This is a genomic window from Cereibacter azotoformans (genome assembly GCF_021391315.1).
Classification (GTDB): domain Bacteria; phylum Pseudomonadota; class Alphaproteobacteria; order Rhodobacterales; family Rhodobacteraceae; genus Cereibacter_A; species Cereibacter_A azotoformans.
In genome coordinates this window covers 1,100,517-1,124,152 of the sequence record NZ_CP090021.1, presented here as the reverse complement: position 1 = coordinate 1,124,152, position 23,636 = coordinate 1,100,517, and the positions used below count along the sequence as shown (strand labels likewise).

The 23,636-nt window shown below is 69.5% G+C and carries 24 protein-coding genes; 15 read left to right on the top strand and 9 right to left on the bottom strand.

The genetic code is table 11. The features are described 5' to 3' along the window. Positions 1-70: 70 nt before the first annotated feature. Positions 71-493, bottom strand: coding sequence for an RNA polymerase-binding protein DksA (dksA, locus tag LV780_RS05595; protein ID WP_044247956.1), 423 nt, complete (start codon positions 491-493; stop codon positions 71-73). A 186-nt stretch (positions 494-679) separates the two neighbouring features. Here dksA and LV780_RS05590 point away from each other — a divergent pair, with 186 nt between their 5' ends. The 7 genes from LV780_RS05590 to LV780_RS05560 all read left to right on the top strand — a co-directional run bounded on the left by LV780_RS05590 (position 680) and on the right by LV780_RS05560 (position 6,134). Continuing rightward, entirely contained in the window at positions 680-1,519 is an 840-nt protein-coding gene (locus LV780_RS05590) for an AAA family ATPase (protein WP_011908229.1), read from the top strand. 23 nt (positions 1,520-1,542) lie between these two features. After that, positions 1,543-1,995 carry a GNAT family N-acetyltransferase gene (locus LV780_RS05585; protein ID WP_101341456.1) on the top strand — a complete coding sequence of 151 codons (453 nt, stop codon included), beginning with the start codon at positions 1,543-1,545 and terminating at the stop codon, positions 1,993-1,995. Then, on the top strand, positions 1,995-3,389 hold the full coding sequence (locus tag LV780_RS05580) for a DUF2927 domain-containing protein (RefSeq protein WP_108220777.1): 1,395 nt from the start codon (positions 1,995-1,997) through the stop codon (positions 3,387-3,389). The genes LV780_RS05585 and LV780_RS05580 overlap by 1 nt, the downstream gene beginning before the upstream one ends. Next, the gene (locus LV780_RS05575; protein ID WP_011908226.1) at positions 3,386-3,550 is read left to right on the top strand and encodes a hypothetical protein; all 165 of its coding nucleotides are present in this window, start codon (positions 3,386-3,388) and stop codon (positions 3,548-3,550) included. The genes LV780_RS05580 and LV780_RS05575 overlap by 4 nt, the downstream gene beginning before the upstream one ends. Before the next feature lie 19 nt (positions 3,551-3,569). Then, positions 3,570-4,754, top strand: coding sequence for a vWA domain-containing protein (locus LV780_RS05570; RefSeq protein WP_108220778.1), 1,185 nt, complete (start codon positions 3,570-3,572; stop codon positions 4,752-4,754). A 186-nt stretch (positions 4,755-4,940) separates the two neighbouring features. Next, positions 4,941-5,339, top strand: a complete 399-nt coding sequence (locus tag LV780_RS05565) for a c-type cytochrome (RefSeq protein WP_233863915.1) — start codon at positions 4,941-4,943, stop codon at positions 5,337-5,339. A 108-nt stretch (positions 5,340-5,447) separates the two neighbouring features. Next, the gene (locus LV780_RS05560; RefSeq protein WP_011908223.1) at positions 5,448-6,134 is read left to right on the top strand and encodes a M48 family metalloprotease; all 687 of its coding nucleotides are present in this window, start codon (positions 5,448-5,450) and stop codon (positions 6,132-6,134) included. Between the two features lie 38 nt (positions 6,135-6,172). Here LV780_RS05560 and LV780_RS05555 read toward each other — a convergent pair whose 3' ends face one another. The 3 genes from LV780_RS05555 to LV780_RS05545 all read right to left on the bottom strand — a co-directional run bounded on the left by LV780_RS05555 (position 6,173) and on the right by LV780_RS05545 (position 8,225). Then, positions 6,173-6,715, bottom strand: coding sequence for an RSP_2648 family PIN domain-containing protein (locus tag LV780_RS05555; protein ID WP_108220779.1), 543 nt, complete (start codon positions 6,713-6,715; stop codon positions 6,173-6,175). After that, positions 6,712-7,902, bottom strand: coding sequence for an RSP_2647 family RNA methyltransferase (locus tag LV780_RS05550; protein ID WP_108220780.1), 1,191 nt, complete (start codon positions 7,900-7,902; stop codon positions 6,712-6,714). Before LV780_RS05550 ends, LV780_RS05555 begins: the two co-directional genes overlap by 4 nt. Positions 7,903-8,051: 149 nt before the next feature. After that, positions 8,052-8,225 carry an RSP_7527 family protein gene (locus tag LV780_RS05545; RefSeq protein WP_085996557.1) on the bottom strand — a complete coding sequence of 58 codons (174 nt, stop codon included), beginning with the start codon at positions 8,223-8,225 and terminating at the stop codon, positions 8,052-8,054. A 282-nt stretch (positions 8,226-8,507) separates the two neighbouring features. Between LV780_RS05545 and edd the strand changes: the two genes are divergently transcribed. Further along, the gene (gene edd, locus LV780_RS05540; RefSeq protein ID WP_117344946.1) at positions 8,508-10,313 is read left to right on the top strand and encodes a phosphogluconate dehydratase; all 1,806 of its coding nucleotides are present in this window, start codon (positions 8,508-8,510) and stop codon (positions 10,311-10,313) included. Positions 10,314-10,571: 258 nt separating this feature from the next. After that, entirely contained in the window at positions 10,572-11,210 is a 639-nt protein-coding gene (eda, locus tag LV780_RS05535) for a bifunctional 4-hydroxy-2-oxoglutarate aldolase/2-dehydro-3-deoxy-phosphogluconate aldolase (protein WP_108220782.1), read from the top strand. Positions 11,211-11,229: 19 nt separating this feature from the next. On the opposite strand, the gene LV780_RS05530 is transcribed toward eda, so the two are convergent. Together LV780_RS05530 and LV780_RS05525 are read right to left on the bottom strand one after the other, a co-directional pair. Beyond that, entirely contained in the window at positions 11,230-11,499 is a 270-nt protein-coding gene (locus tag LV780_RS05530; RefSeq protein ID WP_011908217.1) for a hypothetical protein, read from the bottom strand. Next, on the bottom strand, positions 11,486-14,299 hold the full coding sequence (locus LV780_RS05525; RefSeq protein WP_456151798.1) for a [protein-PII] uridylyltransferase family protein: 2,814 nt from the start codon (positions 14,297-14,299) through the stop codon (positions 11,486-11,488). Before LV780_RS05525 ends, LV780_RS05530 begins: the two co-directional genes overlap by 14 nt. A gap of 239 nt (positions 14,300-14,538) precedes the next feature. On the opposite strand from LV780_RS05525, the gene LV780_RS05520 reads away from it, so the two are divergent. The 6 genes from LV780_RS05520 (at position 14,539) to ilvN (ending at position 20,268) form a co-directional block, all read left to right on the top strand. Next, on the top strand, positions 14,539-14,949 hold the full coding sequence (locus LV780_RS05520; protein WP_011908215.1) for a DUF2852 domain-containing protein: 411 nt from the start codon (positions 14,539-14,541) through the stop codon (positions 14,947-14,949). 75 nt (positions 14,950-15,024) lie between these two features. Further along, entirely contained in the window at positions 15,025-15,477 is a 453-nt protein-coding gene (locus tag LV780_RS05515; RefSeq protein ID WP_108220784.1) for an RDD family protein, read from the top strand. A gap of 102 nt (positions 15,478-15,579) precedes the next feature. Beyond that, positions 15,580-16,422 (top strand): arginyltransferase, encoded by an 843-nt coding sequence (locus LV780_RS05510; protein WP_011908213.1) that lies wholly within the window; start codon positions 15,580-15,582, stop codon positions 16,420-16,422. Between the two features lie 230 nt (positions 16,423-16,652). Continuing rightward, a complete protein-coding gene (locus tag LV780_RS05505; RefSeq protein ID WP_011908212.1) occupies positions 16,653-17,567 on the top strand; it encodes a calcium/sodium antiporter in 915 nt (304 codons plus the stop codon). Between the two features lie 303 nt (positions 17,568-17,870). After that, positions 17,871-19,625 carry an acetolactate synthase 3 large subunit gene (locus LV780_RS05500; RefSeq protein ID WP_181318484.1) on the top strand — a complete coding sequence of 585 codons (1,755 nt, stop codon included), beginning with the start codon at positions 17,871-17,873 and terminating at the stop codon, positions 19,623-19,625. Between the two features lie 82 nt (positions 19,626-19,707). Beyond that, positions 19,708-20,268, top strand: coding sequence for an acetolactate synthase small subunit (gene ilvN, locus LV780_RS05495; RefSeq protein ID WP_011908210.1), 561 nt, complete (start codon positions 19,708-19,710; stop codon positions 20,266-20,268). Between the two features lie 35 nt (positions 20,269-20,303). Here the strand turns inward: ilvN and LV780_RS05490 are convergent, their stop codons facing one another. From LV780_RS05490 to LV780_RS05480, 3 genes are all read right to left on the bottom strand, one after another. Continuing rightward, entirely contained in the window at positions 20,304-21,080 is a 777-nt protein-coding gene (locus tag LV780_RS05490) for an enoyl-CoA hydratase-related protein (protein ID WP_011908209.1), read from the bottom strand. A gap of 64 nt (positions 21,081-21,144) precedes the next feature. Next, positions 21,145-21,600 (bottom strand): cytochrome c-type biogenesis protein, encoded by a 456-nt coding sequence (locus tag LV780_RS05485; protein WP_108220786.1) that lies wholly within the window; start codon positions 21,598-21,600, stop codon positions 21,145-21,147. Beyond that, positions 21,597-23,567, bottom strand: coding sequence for a heme lyase CcmF/NrfE family subunit (locus tag LV780_RS05480; RefSeq protein ID WP_108220787.1), 1,971 nt, complete (start codon positions 23,565-23,567; stop codon positions 21,597-21,599). Before LV780_RS05480 ends, LV780_RS05485 begins: the two co-directional genes overlap by 4 nt. Positions 23,568-23,636 lie beyond the last annotated feature (69 nt).

Genomic DNA, 23,636 nt, shown 5'->3' with positions numbered 1-23,636 from the left:
CCGCAGAATGGTCCGGCGTCAGTTTTTGCGCCCGGAGGGCCGAAGGGCAAGGCGTGAGGCGCGGATGCGCCTACTCGTCGCGGTGGACCCGCTCGCGCCGCTCGTGCCGCTCCTGCGCCTCGAGGGTCATGGTCGCGATCGGACGCGCGTCGAGACGCCGGAGCGAGATGGGCTCGCCCGTGACCTCGCAATAGCCGTATTCGCCGGCCTCGATCCGCCGCAGCGCGGCGTCGATCTTGGCCACCAGCTTGCGCTGCCGGTCACGGGTGCGAAGTTCGAGCGCGCGGTCGGTTTCCTCGCTCGCGCGGTCGGCGATGTCGGGGACGTTGCGGCCGGATTCCTGAAGCCCCTCGATGGTCTCGGCGCTCTGGTCCAGCAGTTCCTGTTTCCAGTTGAGAAGTTTGCGGCGAAAATACTCCAGTTGCCGCTCATTCATGAAAGGTTCGTTTTCGGCGGGGCGATAATCGTCAGGCAGAAAGATCTCTGCTTTCATGGCTGCTGCTCTCTCTTGCAGGCCGGCAGGCTCCGAAATGTGGTTCACAGTCATCCGGCGCTCCCTTCAATGCGGCTCATCTAGCGCAAGCGGGGGCCTTTGTCACTAGCTGCCTCGCCGCCCTTGCGACGGATTCAACCTGTGCTATCCTGTCTCAGCAATTTCCCACAAGGTGACGTGACGTAAATGAAATTTTCATCCACCTCCTCCTACGTCGCGACCGAGGATCTTGCCGTTGCCGTCAATGCGGCCGTCACGCTCCAGCGGCCGCTTCTGGTCAAGGGCGAGCCCGGCACCGGCAAGACCGAGCTTGCGCGGCAGGTGGCCGGGTCGCTGGCCATGCCCCTCATCGAATGGCATGTGAAGAGCACCACCCGGGCGCAGCAGGGGCTCTACGAATATGACGCGGTCAGCCGCCTGCGCGACAGCCAGCTCGGCGACGCGCGCGTGCATGATGTGAAAAACTATATCCGAAAGGGCAAGCTCTGGCAGGCGTTCGAGGCTCCCGGCAGGGTTGTGCTGCTGATCGACGAGATCGACAAGGCCGACATCGAGTTTCCCAACGACCTTCTGCAGGAACTCGACCGGATGGAGTTCCACGTCTATGAGACGGGCGAGACCGTGCGGGCGCAGCATCGGCCGGTGGTCATCATCACCTCGAACAACGAGAAGGAACTGCCCGACGCCTTCCTGCGCCGCTGCTTCTTTCACTACATCCGCTTTCCCGATCTCGAGACGATGCGCGCCATCGTGGCCGTGCACTTCCCCGACCTCAAGGAGCAGCTTCTGACCGCGGCCCTGACCCAGTTCTACGAACTGCGCGAGGTGCCGGGGCTGAAGAAGAAACCCTCCACCTCCGAGGTGCTCGACTGGCTGAAGCTGCTGCTGGCCGAGGATCTCTCGGCCGAGGATCTCCGGCGCGACGGCCGGACCCTGCTGCCGCGGCTGCACGGGGCGCTGCTCAAGAACGAGCAGGACGTGCATCTCTTCGAGCGTCTGGCCTTCATGGCGCGGCGGCAGGGGTGAGCGGCCCTCAACACGGGATGGACATGTCCGACACACTCGTCCTGCGCCCCATTTCTGCCGAGGACGAGGCCGCCTGGCGCCCCGTCTGGCAGGGCTATCTGCGGTTCTACGACACCGAGCTGCCCGAGGAGGTGCTGGCCTCGACCTTCACGCGCCTCACCTCGGGCGAGCCGTCCGAACCACGCGGCATCCTCGCCTGGAAGGGCGGCGTGGCGGTGGGGCTCGTCCATTACCTCTTTCACCGCCACTGCTGGCGGGTCGAGAATGTCTGCTATCTTCAGGATCTGTTCACCACACCCGAAGCGCGGGGGCATGGCGTCGGCCGCGCGCTGATCTCGGCCGTCTATGACGCCGCCGATGCCGCAGGGTCGCCGGCGGTCTACTGGCTCACGGCCGAGAACAACGCCCGCGCCCGCGCGCTCTACGACCGGATCGGACGCAAGTCGCCCTTCATCCGCTACAACCGGGTGCTCTGATGCGGCGGCTTCTCCTCGCGGCGGGCCTCGTCCTCTCGGCCTGCGGCGCGGTGCCCGAGGCCGAGGTCGCGATGCACCGGCCGCACTGGCTGGTCATCGACCCGCTTCCCGACATGAAAATGTTTACTGGCTCAGCCGCGTCGCGCCCGCTGCGCCCGAACGCCGAGCTTGCGCGCGACTTCCTCGAACTGACCTTCCAGATGGAGAGTGGCCGCGCCATCGAGAGGATGTCGCGCTTCGAGGCACCGATCACCGTGTCGATGACGGGCCTTGTTCCTCCCTCGGCGCCGGGTGACCTGACGCGGCTGCTCGCGCGGCTGCGCGACGAGGCGCGGATCGACATCCGCGAGACCGCCGCACCGGCCATGGTCGCCATCGAATTCATCGAGCGGCGGCGGATGCAGGCGCTGGTGCCGACGGCGGCCTGCTTCGTGGTGCCGCGCGTGACCTCGTTCGAGGACTACCGGCGGGTCCGGCGCAAGGCGCAGGTGGATTGGGCCAGCCTCGAGACGCGCGAGCAGGTGGCGATCTTCATCCCGGCCGACACCAGCCCGCAGGAGGTGCGCGATTGCCTGCATGAAGAGCTGGCGCAGGCCATCGGCCCGCTGAACGACCTCTACCGCCTGTCGGACAGCGTCTTCAACGACGACAACTTTCACACGGTCCTCACCGGCTTCGACATGCTGATGCTGCGGGTGACCTACGCGCCCGAGATGCGGTCGGGCATGACGCGCGACGAGGCGGCGGCGGCCCTGCCGAAGGTGCTGGCGCGGCTCAATCCCAAGGGTGGCCGCCTGTCCCAACCTGCGGCCGACGACCCCACGCCGCGTGCCTGGATCGCCGCGATCGAGGAGGCGCTCGGCCCCACGGGCAGCGACCGCAAGCGGCGAGCCGCGGCGCTCCGGGCGCTGGCCCTCGCGGCGGACGCGGGCTGGCGGGATGCGCGGATGGCCTTCAGCCTGTTCGGGGTGGCGCGGCTCGGCATGGCCGACGAGATGGAGATTTCGGTTGCAGCCTTCGTCGAGGCGGCCCGGATCTACCGCAGCCTGCCCGGGGGCGCGATCCACGCCGCCCATATCGACATGCAAATGGCGGCTCTGGCCCTGTCGTCGGGGGAGGCGGCGGACGCGATCCTCCTGTGCGACCGGGCGATCCCGATCGTGAGGCGCGCCGAGAATGCCGCGCTGCTGGCCACGCTGCTCATGATCCGGTCCGAGGCGCTGCGCCTCGAGGGCCGGGCGGCCGAGGCGCGGGCCTCGCGCCTCGACAGCCTCGCATGGGCGCGCTATGGCTTTGGCGACGAGGCCGAGGTGCGCACCCGGATGAGCGAGATCGCGGCCCTGACACCCGGCCGGCTCGCGCTGGCCTCCACAGACGGCGGAGACAGCGAATGATCGTTCTGGCAGGCGCGGTTCTCGGAGCCTTCATGGGTGCTGCCACCGCCCGCCGGCACGGGGGGCAGCGTCTCGACATGCTGCAGTATGGCGCGGGCTTCGCCATCGCCTTCGCCCTGATCGGCCTGTTCCTGACCATCCTGATCGAGCGTCTGCTCTGATGCGCAGCGGGGGCTGCTGATGTTCCTGCCCTTCTTCGAGACGCTCCGCAGGACCGGCGTGCCGGTGTCGCTCCGCGAATATCTGGGCTTTCTCGAAGGCATGGCGGCCGGTCTCGTGACCTACGACGTGACAGGCTTCTACCATCTCGCCCGCACGACCATGGTCAAGGACGAGCGCCACCTCGACCGCTTCGACCGCGCCTTCGCCGAGAGCTTCCGCGGGCTCGAGACGATCCCCGTCGAGGCGGTGCTCGAGGCGGTGAACCTGCCCCGCGAATGGCTGGAGAAACTGGCGGAGAAGCACCTGACGCCGGAAGAGCGGGCCGCGGTCGAGGCGCTCGGCGGCTTCGACAAGCTGATGGACACGCTGCGCGAACGCCTGCGCGAGCAGCGGGGCCGGCATCAGGGCGGCAACAGGTGGATCGGCACCGCCGGCACCTCGCCCTTCGGCGCCTACGGCTACAATCCCGAGGGCGTCCGCATCGGCCAGCACGAGAGCCGCCACCGCCGCGCGGTCAAGGTCTGGGACAAGCGCGAGTTCCGCAATCTCGACGACACGGTGGAACTGGGCACCCGCAACATCAAGGTGGCTCTCCGGCGCCTCCGCCGCTGGGCGCGCGAGGGCGCCGCGCAGGAGTTCGACCTCGACGGCACGATCCGGGCCACGGCCGAGCACGGCTATCTCGACGTCAAGACCCGGCCAGAGCGGCACAATGCGGTGAAGGTGCTGCTGCTTCTGGATATCGGCGGCTCGATGGACGACCATGTGCGGGTGGTGGAAGAACTGTTCTCGGCCGCCCGCGCCGAATTCAAGCATTTCGAGCATTTCTACTTTCACAACTGCCTCTATGAGGGCGTGTGGCGCGACAACCGCCGCCGCTGGGACGAGCAGACCCCGACCGAGCAGGTGATCCGCACCTACGGGCCCGATTACAAGTGCATCTTCGTGGGCGACGCCTCGATGAGCCCCTACGAGATCCTGCACCCCGGCGGCGCGAACGAGCACTGGAACGCCGAGGCCGGCGAGGTCTGGTTGCGCCGCGCGCGGGCGCAGTGGCCCTCGAACCTCTGGATCAACCCGGTCCCCGAGCCGCACTGGGGCTACACCCAGTCGATCCGCATGATCCGCGAGATCTTCGAGGGCCGGATGGTGCCCATGACGCTGGAAGGACTTGCCAGCGGCGTCAAAGAACTCTCGCGCTGAGCCTCTCTGCCGCGGCCTGACTGTCGTCAATGACAGCCGCCGGTGCCCCCTGCACCCTCACCCCTGTCCTGCGTCCAGGTGGCAGGACGGCGGGAGTTCCCGCCAGCCCGGACTTCCCGGCGGCGCTCGCTTGCGGCCCGTGCGCCCGTCCGGCCAGTGCGTCACGGCCGCGGGAGGGAACGCGAGATGAAGGCAAGGATGATGGCCGCAACCTGTTTCGTCGCCCTGTCGGGTGCGGCGCTTGCGGCGGACGGGGAAGAGGCCGGGCGCAACGAATACAGGGCGGCCTGCGCGGGATGCCACGGCGAAAGCGCGAAAGGCGACGGCCCGGTGGGCCCGATCCTGAACATCGAGATGCCCGATCTTACCAAGCTGTCGGCCGCGAATGACGGGGAGTTCCCGTTCCAGAAGACCTTCATGATCGTGGATGGCCGCGCGGGTGTCCGCGCTCATGGCGATCCCATGCCGATCTGGGGCGACCGCTTCAAGGCCGAGGCCGCGGTCACGGGCGGCTACGCCGCCGAGATCATGGCGCGCGGACGGCTGCTGGCACTGGTCCAGTATCTCGAGTCGATCCAGGAATAGGGACGCTCGGCCCCATCTTCCCGCGCGGGCCGTGGGGCCGATGCCCTTCCGGCGTCAAGCGGTGGAACGGCCCTTCCTCCGGCGTGCGGGACGCCCCATATTCCTCCCATGCTCAAACTGACACCGCTTCTCCTTGCCATCGCCTACGGCTTCCTGATGTATCAGTTCTCCGCCTGGAGGACGAAGCGGATGCTCGACGCCCAGTCGCGCCCGCTCGATGAGCCCGAGATCCTGGAGCTCGCCCGCCGGATGGCCGTGGCGCTCGACCTGCCGACGGTAAAGGTGTCGGTCTTCGAGGTGGACCCCGTCAATGGCCTCGCCGCGCCGGACGGACGGATCTTCCTCACCCGCGGCTTCCTGCGCAAATACCGCTCGGGCGAGGTGACGGCGGCCGAGCTGGCCTCGGTCATCGCGCATGAACTGGGCCATGTGGCGCTGGGGCATTCGCGGCGCCGGATGATCGACTTCACCGGGCAGAATGCGGTGATGATGATGCTGGGCGCAGTGCTCAACCGCTTCCTGCCCTTCGTCGGCATCTGGCTGGCGAACATGCTGGCCTCGGCGCTGGCCGCCCGCCTCTCGCGGCGCGACGAGCACGAGGCGGATGCCTACGCCTCGGCCCTGCTGGTCAAGGCGGGGATCGGCACCGAACCGCAGAAATCGCTCTTCCGCAAGCTCCACCGCTGGTCGGGGATGAACGGGGCGGCGGTGCCCGCCTGGCTGATGAGCCACCCCGCCCTCGACGAGCGCATCCGGCGGATCGAGGAGCGCGAGGCGCGCTGGATCGAGGGCTGAGACCGCAGCCATTCGCGCAGCGCGAACGGCGCCCCGCCTCAGGCCTGCAGCGCCTTGGCCAGCCGCGGCAGGCGCGCGCGCTTGAGCAGCCCCTTCAGCGCCACCGGCGCGCACGAGATCGCCTCGGCGCGGGCGCGTGTCTCCTCCACCGCCTCCGCCACCGCCTCGGGATGGAAGGACCAGAGTTCCCACAGGAAGCCGTCCGGGTCGCGCCGCGCGAGCCCCTCGGCCGCAAGGGTTCCGCGGGGGAAATCGGCGGCGTTGAAGGTCAGGATGGCGTCGGCATGGCCGCCGATCGCCACCGCGAGCACATGGATGTCGCCCTCATCCGGCAGGTGAAGCCGCGACTCGAGCCCCGGCTGGGGCGGGACCGTGGCGGCGGGAAAGGCCGCCCGCACCGCCGCCACCTCGCTGCGCGCCTGCATCTCGGCCAGCGGCCCGAGGCGCCGCGTGGCGCGCGCCCATTCCTCGAGGATCCGCTCGGACCAGAGCGGCACGAACAGCCCCCGCGCTGCGCAGCCCAGCAGGATCTCGCGCAGCACCGTCGGGAACAGCACGCAGGCGTCGAGGACGACCCTCACCCGTCGAGCCGGAAGAACAGCGACTTGAGATAGCCGGACTCGGCCAGTTGCGGAAGGATCGGGTGGTCGGGCCCGGCAAAGCCCGTGTGGATCAACTGCGCCCGCCGCCCGCCGCGCCCGATGCCGCGGGCCGAGGCGTTGCGGAAGGCCGCAAGATCGGCCGCGTGCGAGCAGGAGCAGAGGACGAGATAGCCCCCCGGCGCCACCAGCGGCGCGGCCAGCCGCGCCAGCCGTTCGTAGGCGCGCAGCCCCGCCTCGAGCGCGGGTTTGGCCGGTGCGAAGGCCGGCGGATCGCAGATCACCAGATCGAACCGCGCCCCGTCCGCGCCAAGCGCCTCGAGCACCTGGAAGGCGTCGCCCTGCCGCGTCTCGAACCGCTCGCCCAGCCCTGCGAGCTTTGCCCCGGCCTCGGCCAGCGCGAGCGCGGGGCCCGAGGCGTCCACCGCCAGCGCCCGCTCGGCGCCACCGGCCAGCGCGGCGAGCGCGAAGCCTCCGACATGGGTGAAGACATCGAGGACCGAGCCGCCGCAGCACAGACGCGCCGCAAAGGCATGGTTCGGCCGCTGGTCGTAGAAGAGCCCGGTCTTCTGCCCGCCCGTGAGATCGGCCATGTAGGTGGCGCCGTTCATCGGCACCGGAACCGGCGCCGAGAGGCCGCCGCGCAGCACGACCGTCTCTTCGGGCAGACCTTCGAGGCCCCTCGACCGCCCGGTGCCGTTCTTCACCACCGTCGTGACGCCCGTGACGCGGACGAGCGCCTCCTCGAGCGCCGGCAGATGCGCCTCGGCCCAGGCCGCGTTGGGCTGGATCACCGCCGCCTCGCCGAACCGGTCGATGACGATGCCGGGCAACCCGTCCGCCTCGGCATGAACGAGCCGGTAGAAGGGCTGGTCGAACAGCCGCTCACGCAGCGCGAGCGCCCGGCCGAGCCGTGCGGCGAACCAGTCCGCATCGACCTCCGCCTCGGGATCGCGGTCGAGCATCCGCGCGATGATCTTCGAGCCGACATTGACCGTGACGAGACCCAGCACCCGCCGCTCGGAATCCTCGAGCACGGCCAGCGTTCCGGGCGTCAGCGCCTGCGTGCGGCGGTCGGTCACAAGCTCGTCGGCATAGACCCAGGGAAAGCCGTGGCGGATGGCGCGGGCCTCGGCCTTGGGGCGCAGGCGAACGGTGGGTCGGGTCATCGGGGGCTTCCGCTGTTGGGGTTGCCCCTCCTCTAACGGCTTTGGGGCCGAGGGAAAAGGCTCGGGCCAAAGAAGAAGGGCCCGGGTTTGCACCCGAGCCCCTCCGGCCCCTGCGAGACTCTGCCCGCCCGTCGCGCGCTGCGCGATCGTCAGTGCGCCCGCGCCATGCGGCGGCCAAAGCCCGCGAGCCGCCGGCGCAGGCCGCTGCCGAGGGCGTGAAGCCCCTCGCGGATCGCCTCGTTGCGCAGCCGGCGCGCGTGGTATTCGATCGCCACGTGATCGATCACATAATCCTGCATGTCGTATCCGTTCATCCGGGTCATGGAGCCACTCCTTCGGTCCAGCCCTCCCCTGCAGCCAACCTAACCTGTCCGGCCCGCACACACATCCTCCCGTTGAGAAGATCCGTCATGCGCCCCATGCAGATCGGGCAGCCGTGCTGACCCATCTTGTCGCAGGCCATCCGGTCGCAAGGAATGGAGGGCTGGGCCCTTCCCCTCGGCGGGGGATTGAGCTAGTTAGCGCTAACAACACCAGCCCTTCCGCACGCAGCCACGGCCGGCCGCGGTTCACCGCGCCGTCGTCTCAGCCATCGAGGCCGCCGCATGACCCTGAACGCCACCGTCGCCCGCGTCACCGACCGCATCCGCGCCCGCTCGCAGGCCACCCGCAGCGCCTATCTCGAGCGTATGGCCAAAGCGGCCGAGGAAGGCCCCGTCAGGGCGCATCTGACCTGCGGCAACCAGGCCCATGCCTATGCGGCGATGGGCGAGGACAAGGAGGCGCTCGCCGCCGGCCGCGCGCCGAACCTCGGGATCGTGACCGCCTACAACGACATGCTGTCCGCCCACCAGCCCTACGAGGATTACCCCCGGCTCATCCGGGCCGCCGCGCGGCGCGCCGGGGCCACGGCCCAGGTGGCGGGCGGCGTGCCGGCCATGTGCGACGGCGTCACGCAGGGCCAGCCGGGCATGGAACTCTCGCTCTTCTCGCGCGACGTCATCGCGCTGGCGGCCGGCGTCTCGCTCTCGCACAACTGCTACGATGCGGCGCTCTTCCTCGGGATCTGCGACAAGATCGTGCCCGGCCTCGTGATGGCGGCGGCGACCTTCGGCCATATGCCGGCGGTCTTCGTGCCGGGCGGCCCCATGACCTCGGGCCTGCCCAACGACGAGAAGTCGCGGGTGCGCAACCGGTTCGCCACCGGTGAGGTGGGGCGCGACGAGCTGATGGCGGCCGAGATGGCCTCCTATCACGGCCCCGGCACCTGCACCTTCTACGGCACGGCCAACACCAACCAGATGCTGATGGAATTCATGGGGCTGCACCTGCCCGGGGCAAGCTTCGTCAATCCCGGCACGCCGCTCCGCGAGGCGCTGACGGTGGCGGCGGTTGAACGGGCCGCCGGGATCACGGCGCTCGGCAACGATTACCGCCCGGTGGCGCAGATCCTCGATGAGCGCGCCTTCGTGAACGGGCTGGTGGGGCTGATGGCGACGGGGGGATCGACCAACCTCGTGCTGCACCTGCCCGCCATGGCGCGAGCGGCGGGCGTGATCCTCGATCTGGAGGATTTCGCCGACATCTCCGAGGTGGTGCCGCTGATGGCCAAGGTCTATCCGAACGGCATGGCGGACGTGAACCATTTCCACGCGGCGGGCGGCCTGCCCTACATGATCGGCCAGCTCCTCGATGCAGGGCTCCTGCACGAGGACGTGCAGACGGTCGCGGGCGACGGTCTCTCGCACTACCGCCAGGAGCCCGTGCTCGGCGAGGAGGGCCTCGTCTGGCGCGCGGGCCCCGCGGCCTCGCAGAACGACCGCATCCTGCGCCCCGCGACTGATCCGTTCCAGCCCTCGGGCGGGTTGCGCCAGCTGTCGGGCAACCTCGGACGCGGGGTGATGAAGGTCTCGGCCGTGGCCCCCGACCGGCGGGCGATCGAGGCGCCCGCGCGCATCTTCCATGATCAGGAGGCCGTCAAGGCCGCCTTCAAGGCGGGCGAATTCGCCTCCGACGTAGTGGTGGTGGTCCGCTTCCAGGGCCCGCGCGCGAACGGAATGCCCGAGCTTCATTCGCTCACGCCCGTGCTCTCGGTCCTGCAGGACCGGGGCCTGCGCGTGGCGCTGGTCACCGACGGGCGCATGTCGGGCGCCTCGGGCAAGGTGCCGTCCGCGATCCATGTCTCGCCCGAGGCCGCGATGGGAGGTCCCCTCGCCAGGCTCCGGGACGGAGACCGGGTGCGCGTCGATGCCGCCACCGGTCGGCTCGACGTGCTGACGGAAGGGTTTGAGGACCGCACGCCCGCGGCCGCGGACCTCGCCGCCTCGGCCCACGGGATCGGACGGGAACTCTTCGCCGCCTTCCGCGCCACCGTCGGCTCCTCGATCGAGGGGGCGGCCGTGGTCGTCTGACCGGCCGCCCGGATCCCCTGTCGGAGCCTCCGGCGGGGATATTTTAACCAGAATGAAAGGAAGTCCCGGCATTCTGCAGAAGCGGTACAGGCGGGGACGCCGATGACCGCGCAGAGTGAAAGCGCCTCGCTTCCCCGGCTCTGCCGCCCGAGGCGGGGCGCCGCTCTCCCTCCTCTCCTTGCCGTTTCATTCTGGCTCAAATATCCCCGCCGGAGGCTCCTCCGCCTGCCATCAGAGCCTCCGCCGAAAGGAAGTGACATGACGCCCGCCGAACAAAGCCGCCACGCCCTCGAGATCTGCCGCCGCGCCGCGGTGGTCCCGGTGCTGGTGATCGAGGACCTTTCCCATGCCCGGCCGCTGGCGGAGGCTCTGGTCGCGGGCGGCCTGCCCGCGCTCGAGGTGACGCTGCGCACGCCGGTCGCGCTCGAGGCGATCCGCGTCATGGCCGAGGTCGAGGGCGGCATCGTCGGCGCGGGCACGCTGCTCACGCCGGCCGACGTGGCCGCCGCCAAAGCCGCGGGCGCGCGCTTCGGCGTCTCGCCGGGCGCCACGGATCGTCTGCTCGACGCCTGCGCGGCCGAGGGGCTGCCGCTCCTTCCCGGGGCTGCGACGGCGACCGAGGTGATGGCGCTGTTCGAGCGCGGCTACAGCATGCAGAAGTTCTTCCCGGCCGAGACATCGGGCGGTGCTCCGGCGATCAGGGCGTTCGGCGGCCCGCTCTCTCAGGTCAGCTTCTGCCCCACGGGCGGCATCGGCCTCGGCAATGCGCGCGACTATCTGGCGCTTGGCAATGTCGTCTGCGTCGGCGGCAGCTGGGTGGCGCCGAAGGCGATGATGGCCAGCGGCGACTGGGCCGGCATCACCCGGCTCGCGCGGGAGGCGGCCGGCCTGCGCTGACCTCCCCCTGCGGATCGGATCAGCCCTCGGCCAGTCGCGCGGCGCGGCCTCCGCGGCGCTGCGGGCGTGGGGCGGCGGCCAGGCCGGCCGAGAGCACCTCGCTCATCGGGTGGTCGGGCCGCCCGGCCGCATAGGCCTCAAGCAGTGTCCGCAGGGCCTCTTGCACCTGGTTCGAGGGCAGGCTCAGCGCCCAGTCCACGAAGATCGAGCGGCATTCGCCCATGCTGATGCCCTCGATCGCATAGCTCTCGCGCACGAGGCCCTTGGGGTCGGCTTCATCCAGCTGCACGGTCGCCCTCTCCTTCCTGGTTGGTTCCGTCCGATCCGAGCCGCGCGTCGATCCGCAGCGCCGCCTCGGCCACATGTGTCTGAAGCCGCGCCAGCAGCGCCTCGGCCGAGGGCGCCTCCACCTCGCGCAGCAGGAAGGCCCGTCCGCCCTCGCCCAGCGCGCCGAAATCCACCGGCGCCTCGGACAGAAGCCGCGAGCCGGCCTGAAGCCGCCAGCACAGACGGTAGGCGGCAAGGAGCGCGCTCTCGTCGGCCGCCGAGAGGAAGCCGCTCCGCACCCCCGCCCGCAGTTGCTGTTCCACGCGCCGGGCGGGATCCCCTGCCAGAAGCGCCGCCGTCTGGGCGAGCAGTTCGATGTCCATGATCCGGCCGGGGCCGTTCTTGGCCTCCCAGGGGCCGCTCGGCGGCTTGGCGTCCGCAAGCCGCCGCCGCATGTCGGCCACGTCGGGCAGGACCCGTGACGGAACCGCCTTCTCGGCCAGGATCTCGCGCCGGAGCGCCTCGATCTCGCCCATGAGCCCCGGATCGCCGGCCAGCGTCCGCGCGCGGGTCAGGGCCAGATGCTCCCATGTCCAGGCCTCGTCGCGCTGGTAGCTGCGAAACGACTCGAGCGCCGTCGCCACCGGACCCTGACGGCCGGAGGGGCGCAGGCGCATGTCCACCTCATAGAGACGGCCCTCGGCCATGGGCGCGGTCAGCGCCGTCACGAGGGCCTGCGTCAGGCGCGCGAAATAGGGCCGCGCGCCGAGCGGCCGTGGGCCGGTGCTCTCCTCCTGCCCCTGCGCGTCGTGGATCACGATCAGGTCGAGATCCGAGCCGGCGTTGAGCCGCCCTGCCCCGAGGCTGCCCATCCCGAGCACCACCGCGCCGCGTCCCGGCGCCGGCCCGTGCTTGCGGGCGAATTCCTCGGAGACGATCGGCCAGAGCGCCACCACCACCGCCTCGGCCAGATCGGCATATTGCTTGGCCGCCTCGAAGGCGTCGATCAGACCGCGCAGGTGATGCACGCCGACGCGGAAATGCCACTCCTTCATCCACCGCCGGGCCGCATCGAGCCGCCGTTCGTAATCCGGCACCGCCGCGAGTTTGTCGGCCAGTTCCCGCGCGAGGCTCTGCGTACCGGGCCAGTGGGTGAAGAACCCCCCGCCGATCACCGCATCCAGCACCGCCGCGTTGCGCGACAGGTAGCGGGCGAGCTTTGGAGACGTGGCGCAGATGTCGGCGATCAGGTCCACGAGCGGGGGGTTCGCGTCGAAGAGCGCGAAGATCTGAACGCCCGCCGGCAATCCGCCCAGGAAGCCGTCAAAGGCGGCCAGGGCCTCGTCGGAGTTGGCCGCACGGCCGAGGCTTTTGAGGATCTGTGGACGGAGCCGGTTGAAGATCGCCACCGCGCGCTGCGATCGGAGGGCTGGATAGCTGGCCCAGCCCTCGACGATCTCGCGCGCATGGGCCGACAGCTCGGGCCCGTCCTCGGCCTGTCCCGGCGCGAAGAAGCCTTCGGTCAGCCGGTCCACCCGCTCGAGCCGATCGCGCAGCGCGGCGCGGAACGCCTCGGGCGCAAGGCCGCAGAAGGCGGCGATCCGGTCCACGCCCTCCGACGTGGCGGGCATCGTGTGGGTCTGGGCGTCCTGCACCATCTGCAGCCGGTGCTCGACCTCGCGGTGGGCGCGGTAATGATCGGTCAGCTCTTCGGCCACGTCGGACGGGATCCATCCCGCGGCCGAAAGGGCCCGCAGTCCGCCCACCGTCGTCCGGTCGCGCAGGCTCGGGTCGCGGCCGCCGGCGATCAGCTGGCGGGTCTGGGTGAAGAACTCGATTTCGCGGATGCCGCCGACCCCGAGCTTCATGTCGTGCCCCTCGATCACCACCGGCCCATGCAGGCCGCGGTGGTCGCGGATGCGCAGCCGCATGTCATGGGCATCCTGGATGGCCACGAAATCGAGATGCTTGCGCCAGACGAAGGGCACCAGCGCCTTTAGGAACCGATCTCCCGCGGCAAGATCCCCGCCGCAGGGACGCGCCTTGATATAGGCCGCCCGCTCCCAGGTGCGGCCGACGCTTTCGTAGTAGCTCTCGGCGGCGGCCATCGAGAGGCAGACGGGCGTCACCGCCGCATCGGGGCGCAGGCGCAGGTCGGTGCGGAAGACGTAACCCTCGGCCGTGAGGTCCGACAGCAGCGCCGTCATCCGGCGCGTGACGCGGATGAAGGAGGCCCGCGCCTCCTGCTCCTCGCCCGGATAGCGGGTCTCGTCGAACAGGCAGACGAGGTCGATGTCCGAGGAATAGTTCAGCTCGCCCGCGCCCATCTTGCCCATCGCAAGCGCCACCATGCCCCCGGCCGTCCCGGCATCCTCGGGGCGCGCGCCCGGCAGCTTGCCGCGGCGGATCTCGTCCGCCACCAGCCGCCGGATCGCCAGATCGGTCGCCCGGTCCGCCAGCCGGGTGAGTGCGCCCGTCACCTTTTCCAGCGGCCAGACGCCCCCGAGGTCGGCCAGCGCCGTCAGAAGCGCGGTGCGGCGCTTGGCAATGCGGAGCCCGTCGCCGAGCCCCGCCATGGGCAGATCCTCGAGCGGATCGAGAATCGCGTCGAGCGCGGCCTCGGGTGGCTGCGAGAGCGCGGGGCGCAGCCAGTCGGCCTCGCGCACCATCAGCCCTCGCAGGAAGGGGCTGCATCCCGCCGTGGCGGAGAGAAGGCCGGCCAGCTCCGGCCCCAGATCGGCGAAGCTGCGGGCGATGTCGGCCGCGGGCTCGGGCTCGTAGGGCAAGGGCTGGCGGGTGATGCGCGTGGTGAAATCTGTCATGGCGGCGAGCATGGCGGGCGCCCGGTGCGGGGTCAACGGCCCCGCGCGCCGCAAAGGTCGCAGGAGGCGCGCTGCGGCATGGCGGCCCGCTCTCCATGGGTGGCCGAGAGGCCCGCCCGCCGGGGCGGACATGTGAAAACCCTTAACATCGCCCCTTGCGCGGGGGCGTCGAGCCCCCATCTCTAGCCATGTGAAAGAGCTTCACATCCACCGCCACCCTGTGCTGACGGAGACTGCCCATGATACCCGCCACCGCCCGCGCCGGCATCGGCTCCTGGCCTGCCCGCGCCGAAGCCTGGCTTGACGAACGGGGCCGCCCGGCCTGGATCGCCGCCATGGTCCTGGGCTTCATCGCCTTCTGGCCCGTAGGCCTGGCCCTTCTCGCCTACATGATCTGGAGCAAACGCATGTTCAGCCGGTCCTGCGGCGCGCGCAGCGCCATGTCCCGCCACGTCGCCTGGAACAGCAGCGGCAACGCCGCGTTCGACGCCTACAAGGCCGACACGCTCCGGCGGCTCGAGGAAGAGCAGATCGCCTTCGAATCCTTCCTCCAGCGCCTGCGCGAGGCCAAGGACAAGCAGGAGTTCGACGCCTTCATGGAAGAGCGGTCCCGCACCGCCTCGAGGCCCGCGGCCGACGCTGACGCCTGAGGCGGGCACCCGGCCCGAGACGACATCGGAACGGCCTCCCACGGGGGGCCGCTCCTGCCACGAGAGGACGCCTTGATGAGCCACAGCTGGACCGATCCCCTGCCCGATCCCGACCGCCACGCCGAGTTCTACGCCGACGTGCCACTCAAGCGCGGGCTGGCGTGGGTCGTGGACATGTTCCTGATCGCCCTGATTACGGCGCTGATCGTGCCCTTCACGGCCTTCACGGCGCTGTTCTACCTGCCTGTCCTGTTCCTCTGCGTGGGCTTTGCCTATCGGACCGTCACGCTGGCGCGCAGTTCGGCCACGCCCGGCATGCGGCTGATGGCGATCGGTCTTCGCACCCACCGGGGCGAGCCGCTGGGCCTGTCCGAGGCCTTCCTGCACACGCTGGGCTATACGGTCTCGGTCAGCATGGTCCTGCCCCAGATCGTCTCGGTCGTGCTGATGCTGACGACGGCGCGGGCGCAGGGTCTGACCGATCATCTGCTGGGCACGGTTGCCCTCAACCGGGCGGCGGGAGACTGACGGCGGGCGATCGCGCATTCGCGCGCGCGGGGCGACAAGAGGGATCTTGGCTCGGCCCGGCCACCTTGCTAACGTATCCGGCAGTCCAGCGAAGAGCCGCCCATGCGCCACACGCTCCCCATCGCGCCGCAGTTCTATGTGACGGCTCCGCAATCCTGCCCCTATCTCGAGGGCAGGCTTGAGCGCAAGCTGTTCACCGCACTGCAGGGCGAACATGCGCAGAAGCTGAACGATACCCTGTCCAAGCAGGGATTCCGCCGGTCGCAGAACGTGCTTTACCGCCCGTCCTGCGCGGAATGTTCGGCCTGCCTCTCCGCCCGCATCCGCGTGGCGGATTTCGAGCCGTCGCGCACGCAGCGCCGGGTGCTGAAGCGCAACGCGGACCTGCGCCGCAATGCCACCAGCCCCTGGGCGACCGAGGACCAGTATGCGCTGTTCCGGCGCTATCTCGACGACCGGCACGCGGACGGCGGGATGGCCGACATGGACATCTTCGAGTTCGCGGCGATGATCGAGGAGACGCCGATCCGCTCGCGCGTCATCGAATATTCGCGCCCCGGCGAAGAGGGCCGGCCCCGGCCGCTGTCGGCCGTGTGCCTGACCGACATCTTCGACGACGGGCTGAGCATGGTCTATTCCTTCTACGACCCCGACATGGCGGACAGGTCGCTGGGAACCCATGTGATCCTCGACCATATCGAGATCGCCCGCGAGGCGGGGCTCCCCTATGTCTATCTCGGCTACTGGGTGCCGGGCAGCCGCAAGATGGGCTACAAGGCCAATTTCGCGGCGCTCGAGATCTACAAGGGCGGGCGCTGGCAGGACATCGGCCAGCCCTCGGACCATCGGGCCGAGCTTCATCCGCTGTCGGTCGATCCGATCGCCGAGCAGGTGGCCCGGATCAGCCTGCCCGAGGCCCGATCGGGCGACCGCACCCGCGACTGAGGCCAGGCGCGCCGCGCCAAAAACGCCGGGCGCCGACGGGTGGACACCGGAGACGGCACCGAACAGCGGAGACCGCGGCGCCCTCCTCCTCGGGTTGCCCTTTGCATCCTTGCGGTTTCGCATGGACCGGACGAGCCCGCGATCACGCGACGTTCTGAAGTGTTCCGGCTTGTTTCCCCTTGCAAATGTCCCCGCCACTCCCAATTCGGGCCGGAGCGGAGGAGTGCATCTTGGTCTATATCCTGTTTGTCCTGGGCCTGCTGGGCCTCTTCTTTGGTGGCGAATATCTTGTCAGGGGGGCGGCGAATGTGGCCCGGGCTTACCGGATCAGCCCCATGGTGATCGGCCTGACGATCGTGGGCTTTGGCACCTCGACCCCGGAACTGCTCGTGTCGCTGAACGCCGCGCTGAACGGCGCCCCGGCCATTGCGGTCGGCAACGTCCTGGGCTCGAACATCGCGAACGTCCTGCTGATCCTGGGGGTGACGGCGCTGGTCTATCCGGTGATGATCGACGCCCGCCGCATCTGGCGGGATCTGACCTTCATGATCCTGGGGGTGGCGCTCCTGTGGCTCATGCTGCTCGGAGACGGGCTCTCGCGGATCGAATCCGTCGTGCTTGTGGCGGCGCTGGCGGGCTTCCTCCTCTCATCCTTCCTGAACGGCAAGGAAGAGGAAGAGGTCGATCCCGAGGGGCTGATGCCGGTCTGGAAAGCCGCGCTGATCACGCTCGGGGGCCTCGTGGTGCTGATGGTGGGGGCGCGGCTGCTGGTGGACAGCTCGACCCAGATCGCGCGCTCGTTCGGGATCTCCGAGGCGGTGATCGGCCTCACCGTCGTCGCGGTCGGCACCTCGCTGCCCGAGCTGGCCACTTCGGTCATCGCGGCCTGGCGGCGGCATTCCGAAATCGCGGTCGGCAACGTCATCGGCTCGAACATCTTCAACGTGCTGGGCATCCTGGGCATCACCGGCCTCGTGCTGCCGATCACCGACATCGACCCGCGCTTCCTGCGCGAGGACATGCCGTGGGTGATGGGGACGGGCCTGCTTCTGGTGCTGTTCGCGGCCGTGCTGAAGGGCGTGCCGCGCTGGGCCGGCGGGGTGCTTCTGGCCGCCTACGCCCTATATGTGGCGCTGATGATCTGACAGCGCCACCGGATTTGCGGTTGTTTCCGAGCTTCCGCGATCCGCGAAACAAATGTGCGGCCCACAAGCCCGCTGCGACACTTTCTTCGCGGATTTGCCATTGACGGTGGTCCGGGCACCGCCTAGTGTCCGCCCCGATCGCAACGGAGGCCCGGGATGCCTGGTGTCGTACTTCTTGTAGGAAAGCTGCGCATGGGCCGGTGACGGTTGACCATAATCGGTTCCCATGCGCCCCCGAGTGAAACCGGGGGCTTTTTGTTGCGCGGATCGCGCGGCCCCAGCGGCCGAAGGATGGAGAGAGAGATGACCGAGGTGATGAGCGGCGCGCGGATGGTGGTCCAGGCCCTGAAGGATCAGGGCGTGGACACGGTGTTCGGCTACCCGGGCGGCGCGGTGCTGCCGATCTACGACGAGATCTTCCAGCAGAACGACATCCGCCACATCCTCGTGCGGCACGAACAGGGCGCGGTCCACATGGCCGAGGGCTACGCCCGCTCGACCGGCAAGCCCGGCGTCGTCCTCGTCACCTCGGGGCCCGGCGCGACCAATGCGGTGACGGGTCTGGTCGATGCGCTGATGGATTCGATCCCGCTCGTCGTGCTCTCGGGCCAGGTTCCGACCTTCATGATCGGCACCGACGGCTTCCAGGAGGCCGATACGGTCGGCATCACCCGCCCCTGCACCAAGCACAACTGGCTGGTGAAGGACACGGCCAAGCTGGCCGAGACGATCCACCAGGCCTTCCATGTCGCCACCCACGGCCGTCCGGGGCCGGTGCTGGTCGACATTCCGAAGGACGTCCAGTTCGCCACGGCCGAGTACTCCCCGCCGCAGAAGGCGCGGGTCGATCACTACCAGCCGAAGGTGAAGGGCGACATCGAGGCGATCACCCGCCTGGTCGAGATGATCGAGACCGCGGAACGCCCGGTCTTCTACACCGGCGGCGGCGTGATCAACTCGGGCTCCGCGGCCAGCCAGCTGCTGCGCGAGCTGGTGGATGCGACGGGCTTCCCGATCACCTCGACGCTGATGGGGCTGGGCGCCTACCCCGCTTCCGGCAAGGGCTGGCTGGGGATGCTGGGCATGCATGGCCTTTATGAGGCCAACCTCGCCATGCACGGCTGCGACCTGATGATCAACGTCGGCGCGCGCTTCGACGACCGGATCACCGGCCGGGTCAAGGATTTCTCGCCCTTCTCGAAGAAGGTCCATATCGACATCGACCCCTCCTCGATCAACAAGGTGATCCGGGTGGACGTGCCGATCGTGGGCGACGTGGGCCATGTGCTCGAGGACGCGCTGCGGCTGTGGAAATCGCGCGGGCGGAAGGTGAACAAGGAGGCGCTGGCCGCCTGGTGGAAGCAGATCGCCGAATGGAAGGCGGTGAACTGCCTCGACTTCCAGAACTCGTCGAAGCTCATCAAGCCGCAGCACGCGCTGCAGCGGCTCGAGGCGCTGACCAAGGGAATGGACCGCTACATCGCCACCGAGGTCGGCCAGCACCAGATGTGGGCGGCGCAGTTCCTCGGCTTCGAGGGGCCGAACCGCTGGATGACGAGCGGTGGCCTCGGGACCATGGGCTACGGCCTGCCGGCCTCGATCGGGGTGCAGGTGGCGCATCCCGAGGCGCTGGTGATCAACATCGCGGGCGACGCCTCGTTCCTGATGAACATGCAGGAGATCGGCACCGCGATGCAGTTCCGCCTGCCGGTCAAGCAGTTCATCCTGAACAACGAGCGCCTCGGCATGGTGCGCCAGTGGCAGCAGCTCCTGCATGGCGAGCGGTATTCGCAGAGCTGGTCGGAAAGCCTGCCCGATTTCGTGAAGCTGGCCGAGGCCTTCGGCGCCAAGGGCATCCGCTGCGACGACCCGGCGGATCTGGACGATGCGATCCGCGAGATGATCGCCTACGACGGGCCGGTGGTGTTCGACTGCCTCGTCGAGAAGCATGAGAACTGCTTCCCGATGATCCCCTCGGGACGGCCGCACAACGAGATGCTGCTGGGCGATGCCGAGACCGAGGGCGCCATCGGCGCCAAGGGCGCGGTGCTTGTCTGAACCGGCGGAAGCGGGGGCTGCCTGCCCCCGCACCCCCGGGGATATTTCTGCCAGAATGAAACAGGATCAGGGAGACGGACGCATGGCGCCGCTCAACATCAAGCAGGGTTCGACCCGGCACTCGGCCTACGATCTTCGCGACCCGCATGGAGAGGTGATCGAGCAGCACACGCTGGCGCTCGTGGTGGACAACGAGAGCGGTGTTCTCGCGCGGGTGATCGGGCTCTTCTCGGGCCGGGGCTACAATATCGAGAGCCTGACGGTGGCCGAGGTGGACCACACCGGGCATCGCAGCCGAATCACGATCGTGACGCGCGGGACGCCCGGCGTGATCGACCAGATCAAGGCGCAGCTTGCGCGGCTGGTGCCGGTGCATGAGGTGCATGACCTGACGGTCGAGGGGCCCTCGGTGCAGCGGGAGCTGGCGCTGTTCAAGGTTTCGGGCAAGGGCGAGGCGCGGATCGAGGCGCTGCGGCTGGCCGAGATCTTCCGCGCCAAGGTGGTGGATTCGACGCTGGAGAGCTTTGTCTTCGAGATCACTGGCACGCCCGAGAAGATCGATGCCCTGGCCGATCTGATGCGCCCGCTGGGGCTGCGCGAGATGGCGCGGACCGGCGTCGCGGCCCTCTCGCGCGGGGTCTGACGTGCGAGGATGGGGGCTTTCGGGCCCCCATCGCGTCAGCGGCCGGTGAAGCGGGCGGGGCGCTTTTCCAGAAAGGCCGTCACCCCTTCGAGGAAGTCCGCCGAGGCGCCGCAGCCGCCCTGAAGCCGCGCCTCGAGCGCGAGCTGCTCTTCGAACCCGTTGCCGAAGCTCGCGCGCAGCGCCTGTTTCAACGCCCCATAGGCCCTGGTCGGACCCTCGGCCAGGTGGGTGGCGCGTGCCTGCCAATGGGCCTCGAAGGTTTCATCGGGCACGGCTTCGTAGATCATGCCCCAGCGGGCGGCCTCGGTGGCGGGAATCGCATCGGCGAAGAGCGCGGCCCCCATCGCGCGGGCGAGGCCGATCTGGCGCGGCAATGTCCAGGTTCCGCCCGCGTCCGGGATCAGGCCGATCCGCGTGAAGGCCTGGATGAAGCGCGCGCTCTCGGCGGCGATCACCACGTCGCAGGCGAGCGCGAGATTGGCCCCGGCTCCGGCCGCCACTCCGTTGACCGCGGCGAGGGTCGGCACCGGGCAGTCGGCGATGGCCCGCAGCAGCGGCTCGTACTCCTCGCGCAGGATGCGCTCGAAGTCGGGGATCTCGAGCCCGCGTGCGTCGCCCAGATCCTGCCCCGAGCAGAAGCCCCGCCCCTCGCCCGTCAGCACGAGGACCCGCGCGCGGGGCGCGGCTTCGGTAACGGCATGGAGCAGTTCCTCGCGCATCCGGCTCGAGAGCGCGTTCATCACCTCGGGCCGCGCGAGCGTGATCTGCGCGATGCCCACACGCTCCTCGACCCTGATTGTCCGGTAGTCCATCCTGTGCCTCCCCTTTGGCGGCCAGCATAGCCGGCCGCCCGGGGCGCGGAAGCGCGACGGCGCGTCAGTCCTTCAGGATTTCCGCAAGCCGGGCCCTCTCCTCTTCCGAGAGGGCGGCGGCCGCCGGTTCGGGCGCGGCGCGGCGGCGGCGAAGGTAGAGCGCGGCGAGGCCGAGCCCGCCCATGAGCATCACCGGGCCCGCAATCCAGAGGATCAGGTTCGCGCCACCCGTCGTCGGATTGAGCAGCACATATTCGCCGTAGCGATCCACCACGAAATCGACCACCTCGGCGTCCGTGTCGCCCGCCTCGAGCCGCTCGCGCACCAGAAGCCGCAGGTCGCGGGCCAGCTCGGCGTTCGAATCGTCGATGTTCTCGTTCCGGCAGACAAGGCAGCGCAGCCCCTGCGAGATGTCGCGCGCCCGCGACTCGAGCGCCGGATCGGCGAGGATCTCGTCGGGCTGCACCGCAAGGGCGGGCGTGGCGAGCAGCCCCGCCAGAAGGAGCGCCGCGAGCCTCATTCCGCGGCCACCGCGACAGGCGGCCGGCGCGCGCCGGCGGCGATGCGGTAGCGGCGGTCCGTCAGGCTCAGAAGTCCGCCGAGTGCCATGAGCATCGAGCCCCCCCAGATCCAGTTGGCGAAGGGCTTGATGTAGCTGCGCACCGCGTAGCCACCGCCCTCCTGCGCGTCGCCGATCACGAGATAGAGGTCGCGGGTGAAGCCATAGTCGATCGCGGCCTCGGTCGTGGGCATGGCGGCCACCGGATAGCTGCGCTTCTCGGGGTGGAGCGTCGCGACCTCGCGCCCGTCGCGGGTCACGCGGAAGTCGGCCATGACCGAGGCGTAGTTCGGGCCCTCGACCTCGCGCACGCCCTCGAGTGTGATGCTGTAGGCGTTGAGGGTGAAGCTCTCGCCCGGGCGCATCACGCGGATATCCTCGACCTGCCAGGCGGTGATGCCCGCGACCGCGAAGATCGTGACGCCGAGACCGGCGTGGGCGGTGGCCTTGCCCCAGTCGGCGCGCGGCAGCCGCGACAGACGCCGCAGACGGCCGGCCAGTTCGCCGCGGCCGGTCCGGCCCCAGAGATCCACGATCGCCCCCAGCACGAGCCAGGAACCCAGCGCCAGCCCCACCGGCCCGAGGGCGGAACGGCCGGTCTGCATCGCGAAGACCAGCCCGCCGAGCGCCACCGAAAGCGCAAGCGCCCCCCAGAGCGGCCGCATCGCCCGGCCGGGCTGCGCGCGTTTCCACGGCAGCACGGCGGCGAGCGGCAGCACGAGCGCGATCACCACCATGAAGGGCGTGAAGGCCGCGTTGAAGAAGGGCGCCCCGACCGACAGCTTGCGGTCCCACAGAAGCTCGGCCACCAGCGGCCAGATCGTGCCGATGAACACCACGAAACAGGCCACCGTCAGCAGGACATTGTTCAGCACCAGACCGGATTCGCGGCTGACGATGCCGAACACGCCCTTGGCCTCCATGGCGCTTGCGCGGGCGGCAAAGAGCGTCAGCGCGCCGCCCATGAAGACGGCCAGGATCAGCAGGATGAAGACCCCGCGCTCGGGATCGTTGGCGAAGGCATGGACCGAGGTGATCACGCCCGAGCGCACGATGAAGGTGCCGATCAGCGAGAAGCCGAAGGCCAGGATCGCCAGAAGGATCGTCCAGCTCTTCAGCGCCTCGCGCTTTTCCACCACGATCGCCGAATGCAGGAGCGCCGCCGCGATCAGCCAGGGCATGAACGAGGCGTTCTCGACCGGGTCCCAGAACCAGAAGCCGCCCCAGCCCAGTTCGTAATAGGCCCACCAGGAGCCGAGGGCGATGCCGATGGTCAGGAACACCCACGCCGCCAGCGTCCAGGGCCGGACCCAGCGCCCCCAGGCGGCGTCCACCCGCCCCTCGATCAGCGCGGCGACCGCGAAGGAGAAGGCCATCGAAAGCCCGACATAGCCCAGGTAGAGGAAGGGCGGATGGAAGGCGAGACCCGGATCCTGCAGGAGCGGGTTCAGGTCCTGTCCGTCGAAGGGCGGCTCGCCGAGGCGGAGGAACGGGTTCGAGGTGAAGAGCAGGAAGGCGAGGAAGGCCGCGCCGATCATCCCCTGCACCGCCAGCACCCGCGCCTTCAGCGTCGGCGGCAGGTTCTGCCCGAAGGCCGCGGCACAGGCGCCGAACAGCGCGAGGATCAGCACCCACAGGAGCAGCGAGCCCTCGTGGTTCCCCCAGACGCCGCTGATCTTGTAGAGCATCGGCTTCAGCGTGTGCGAGTTAAGCACGACCAGCCTCACCGAGAAGTCGGAGGTGACGAAGGCCCAGGTCAGCGCGGCGAAGGAAAAGCCGATCAGCAGGAGCTGGGTCATGGCGGCGGGCTCGGCCACGGCCATCCAGCCGGACCAGCGTTTGTGCGCCCCCACGAGCGGCACGAAGGACTGCACGAGGGCTACGCCCAGTGACAGCACCAGCGCGAAATGGCCGAGTTCAACGATCATGCGGTCCGCCCTCCCGAAGTCGGGGGGAACCTTAGCGGTATCCGGGGCGGGCTTCCATGCCTGACGGAC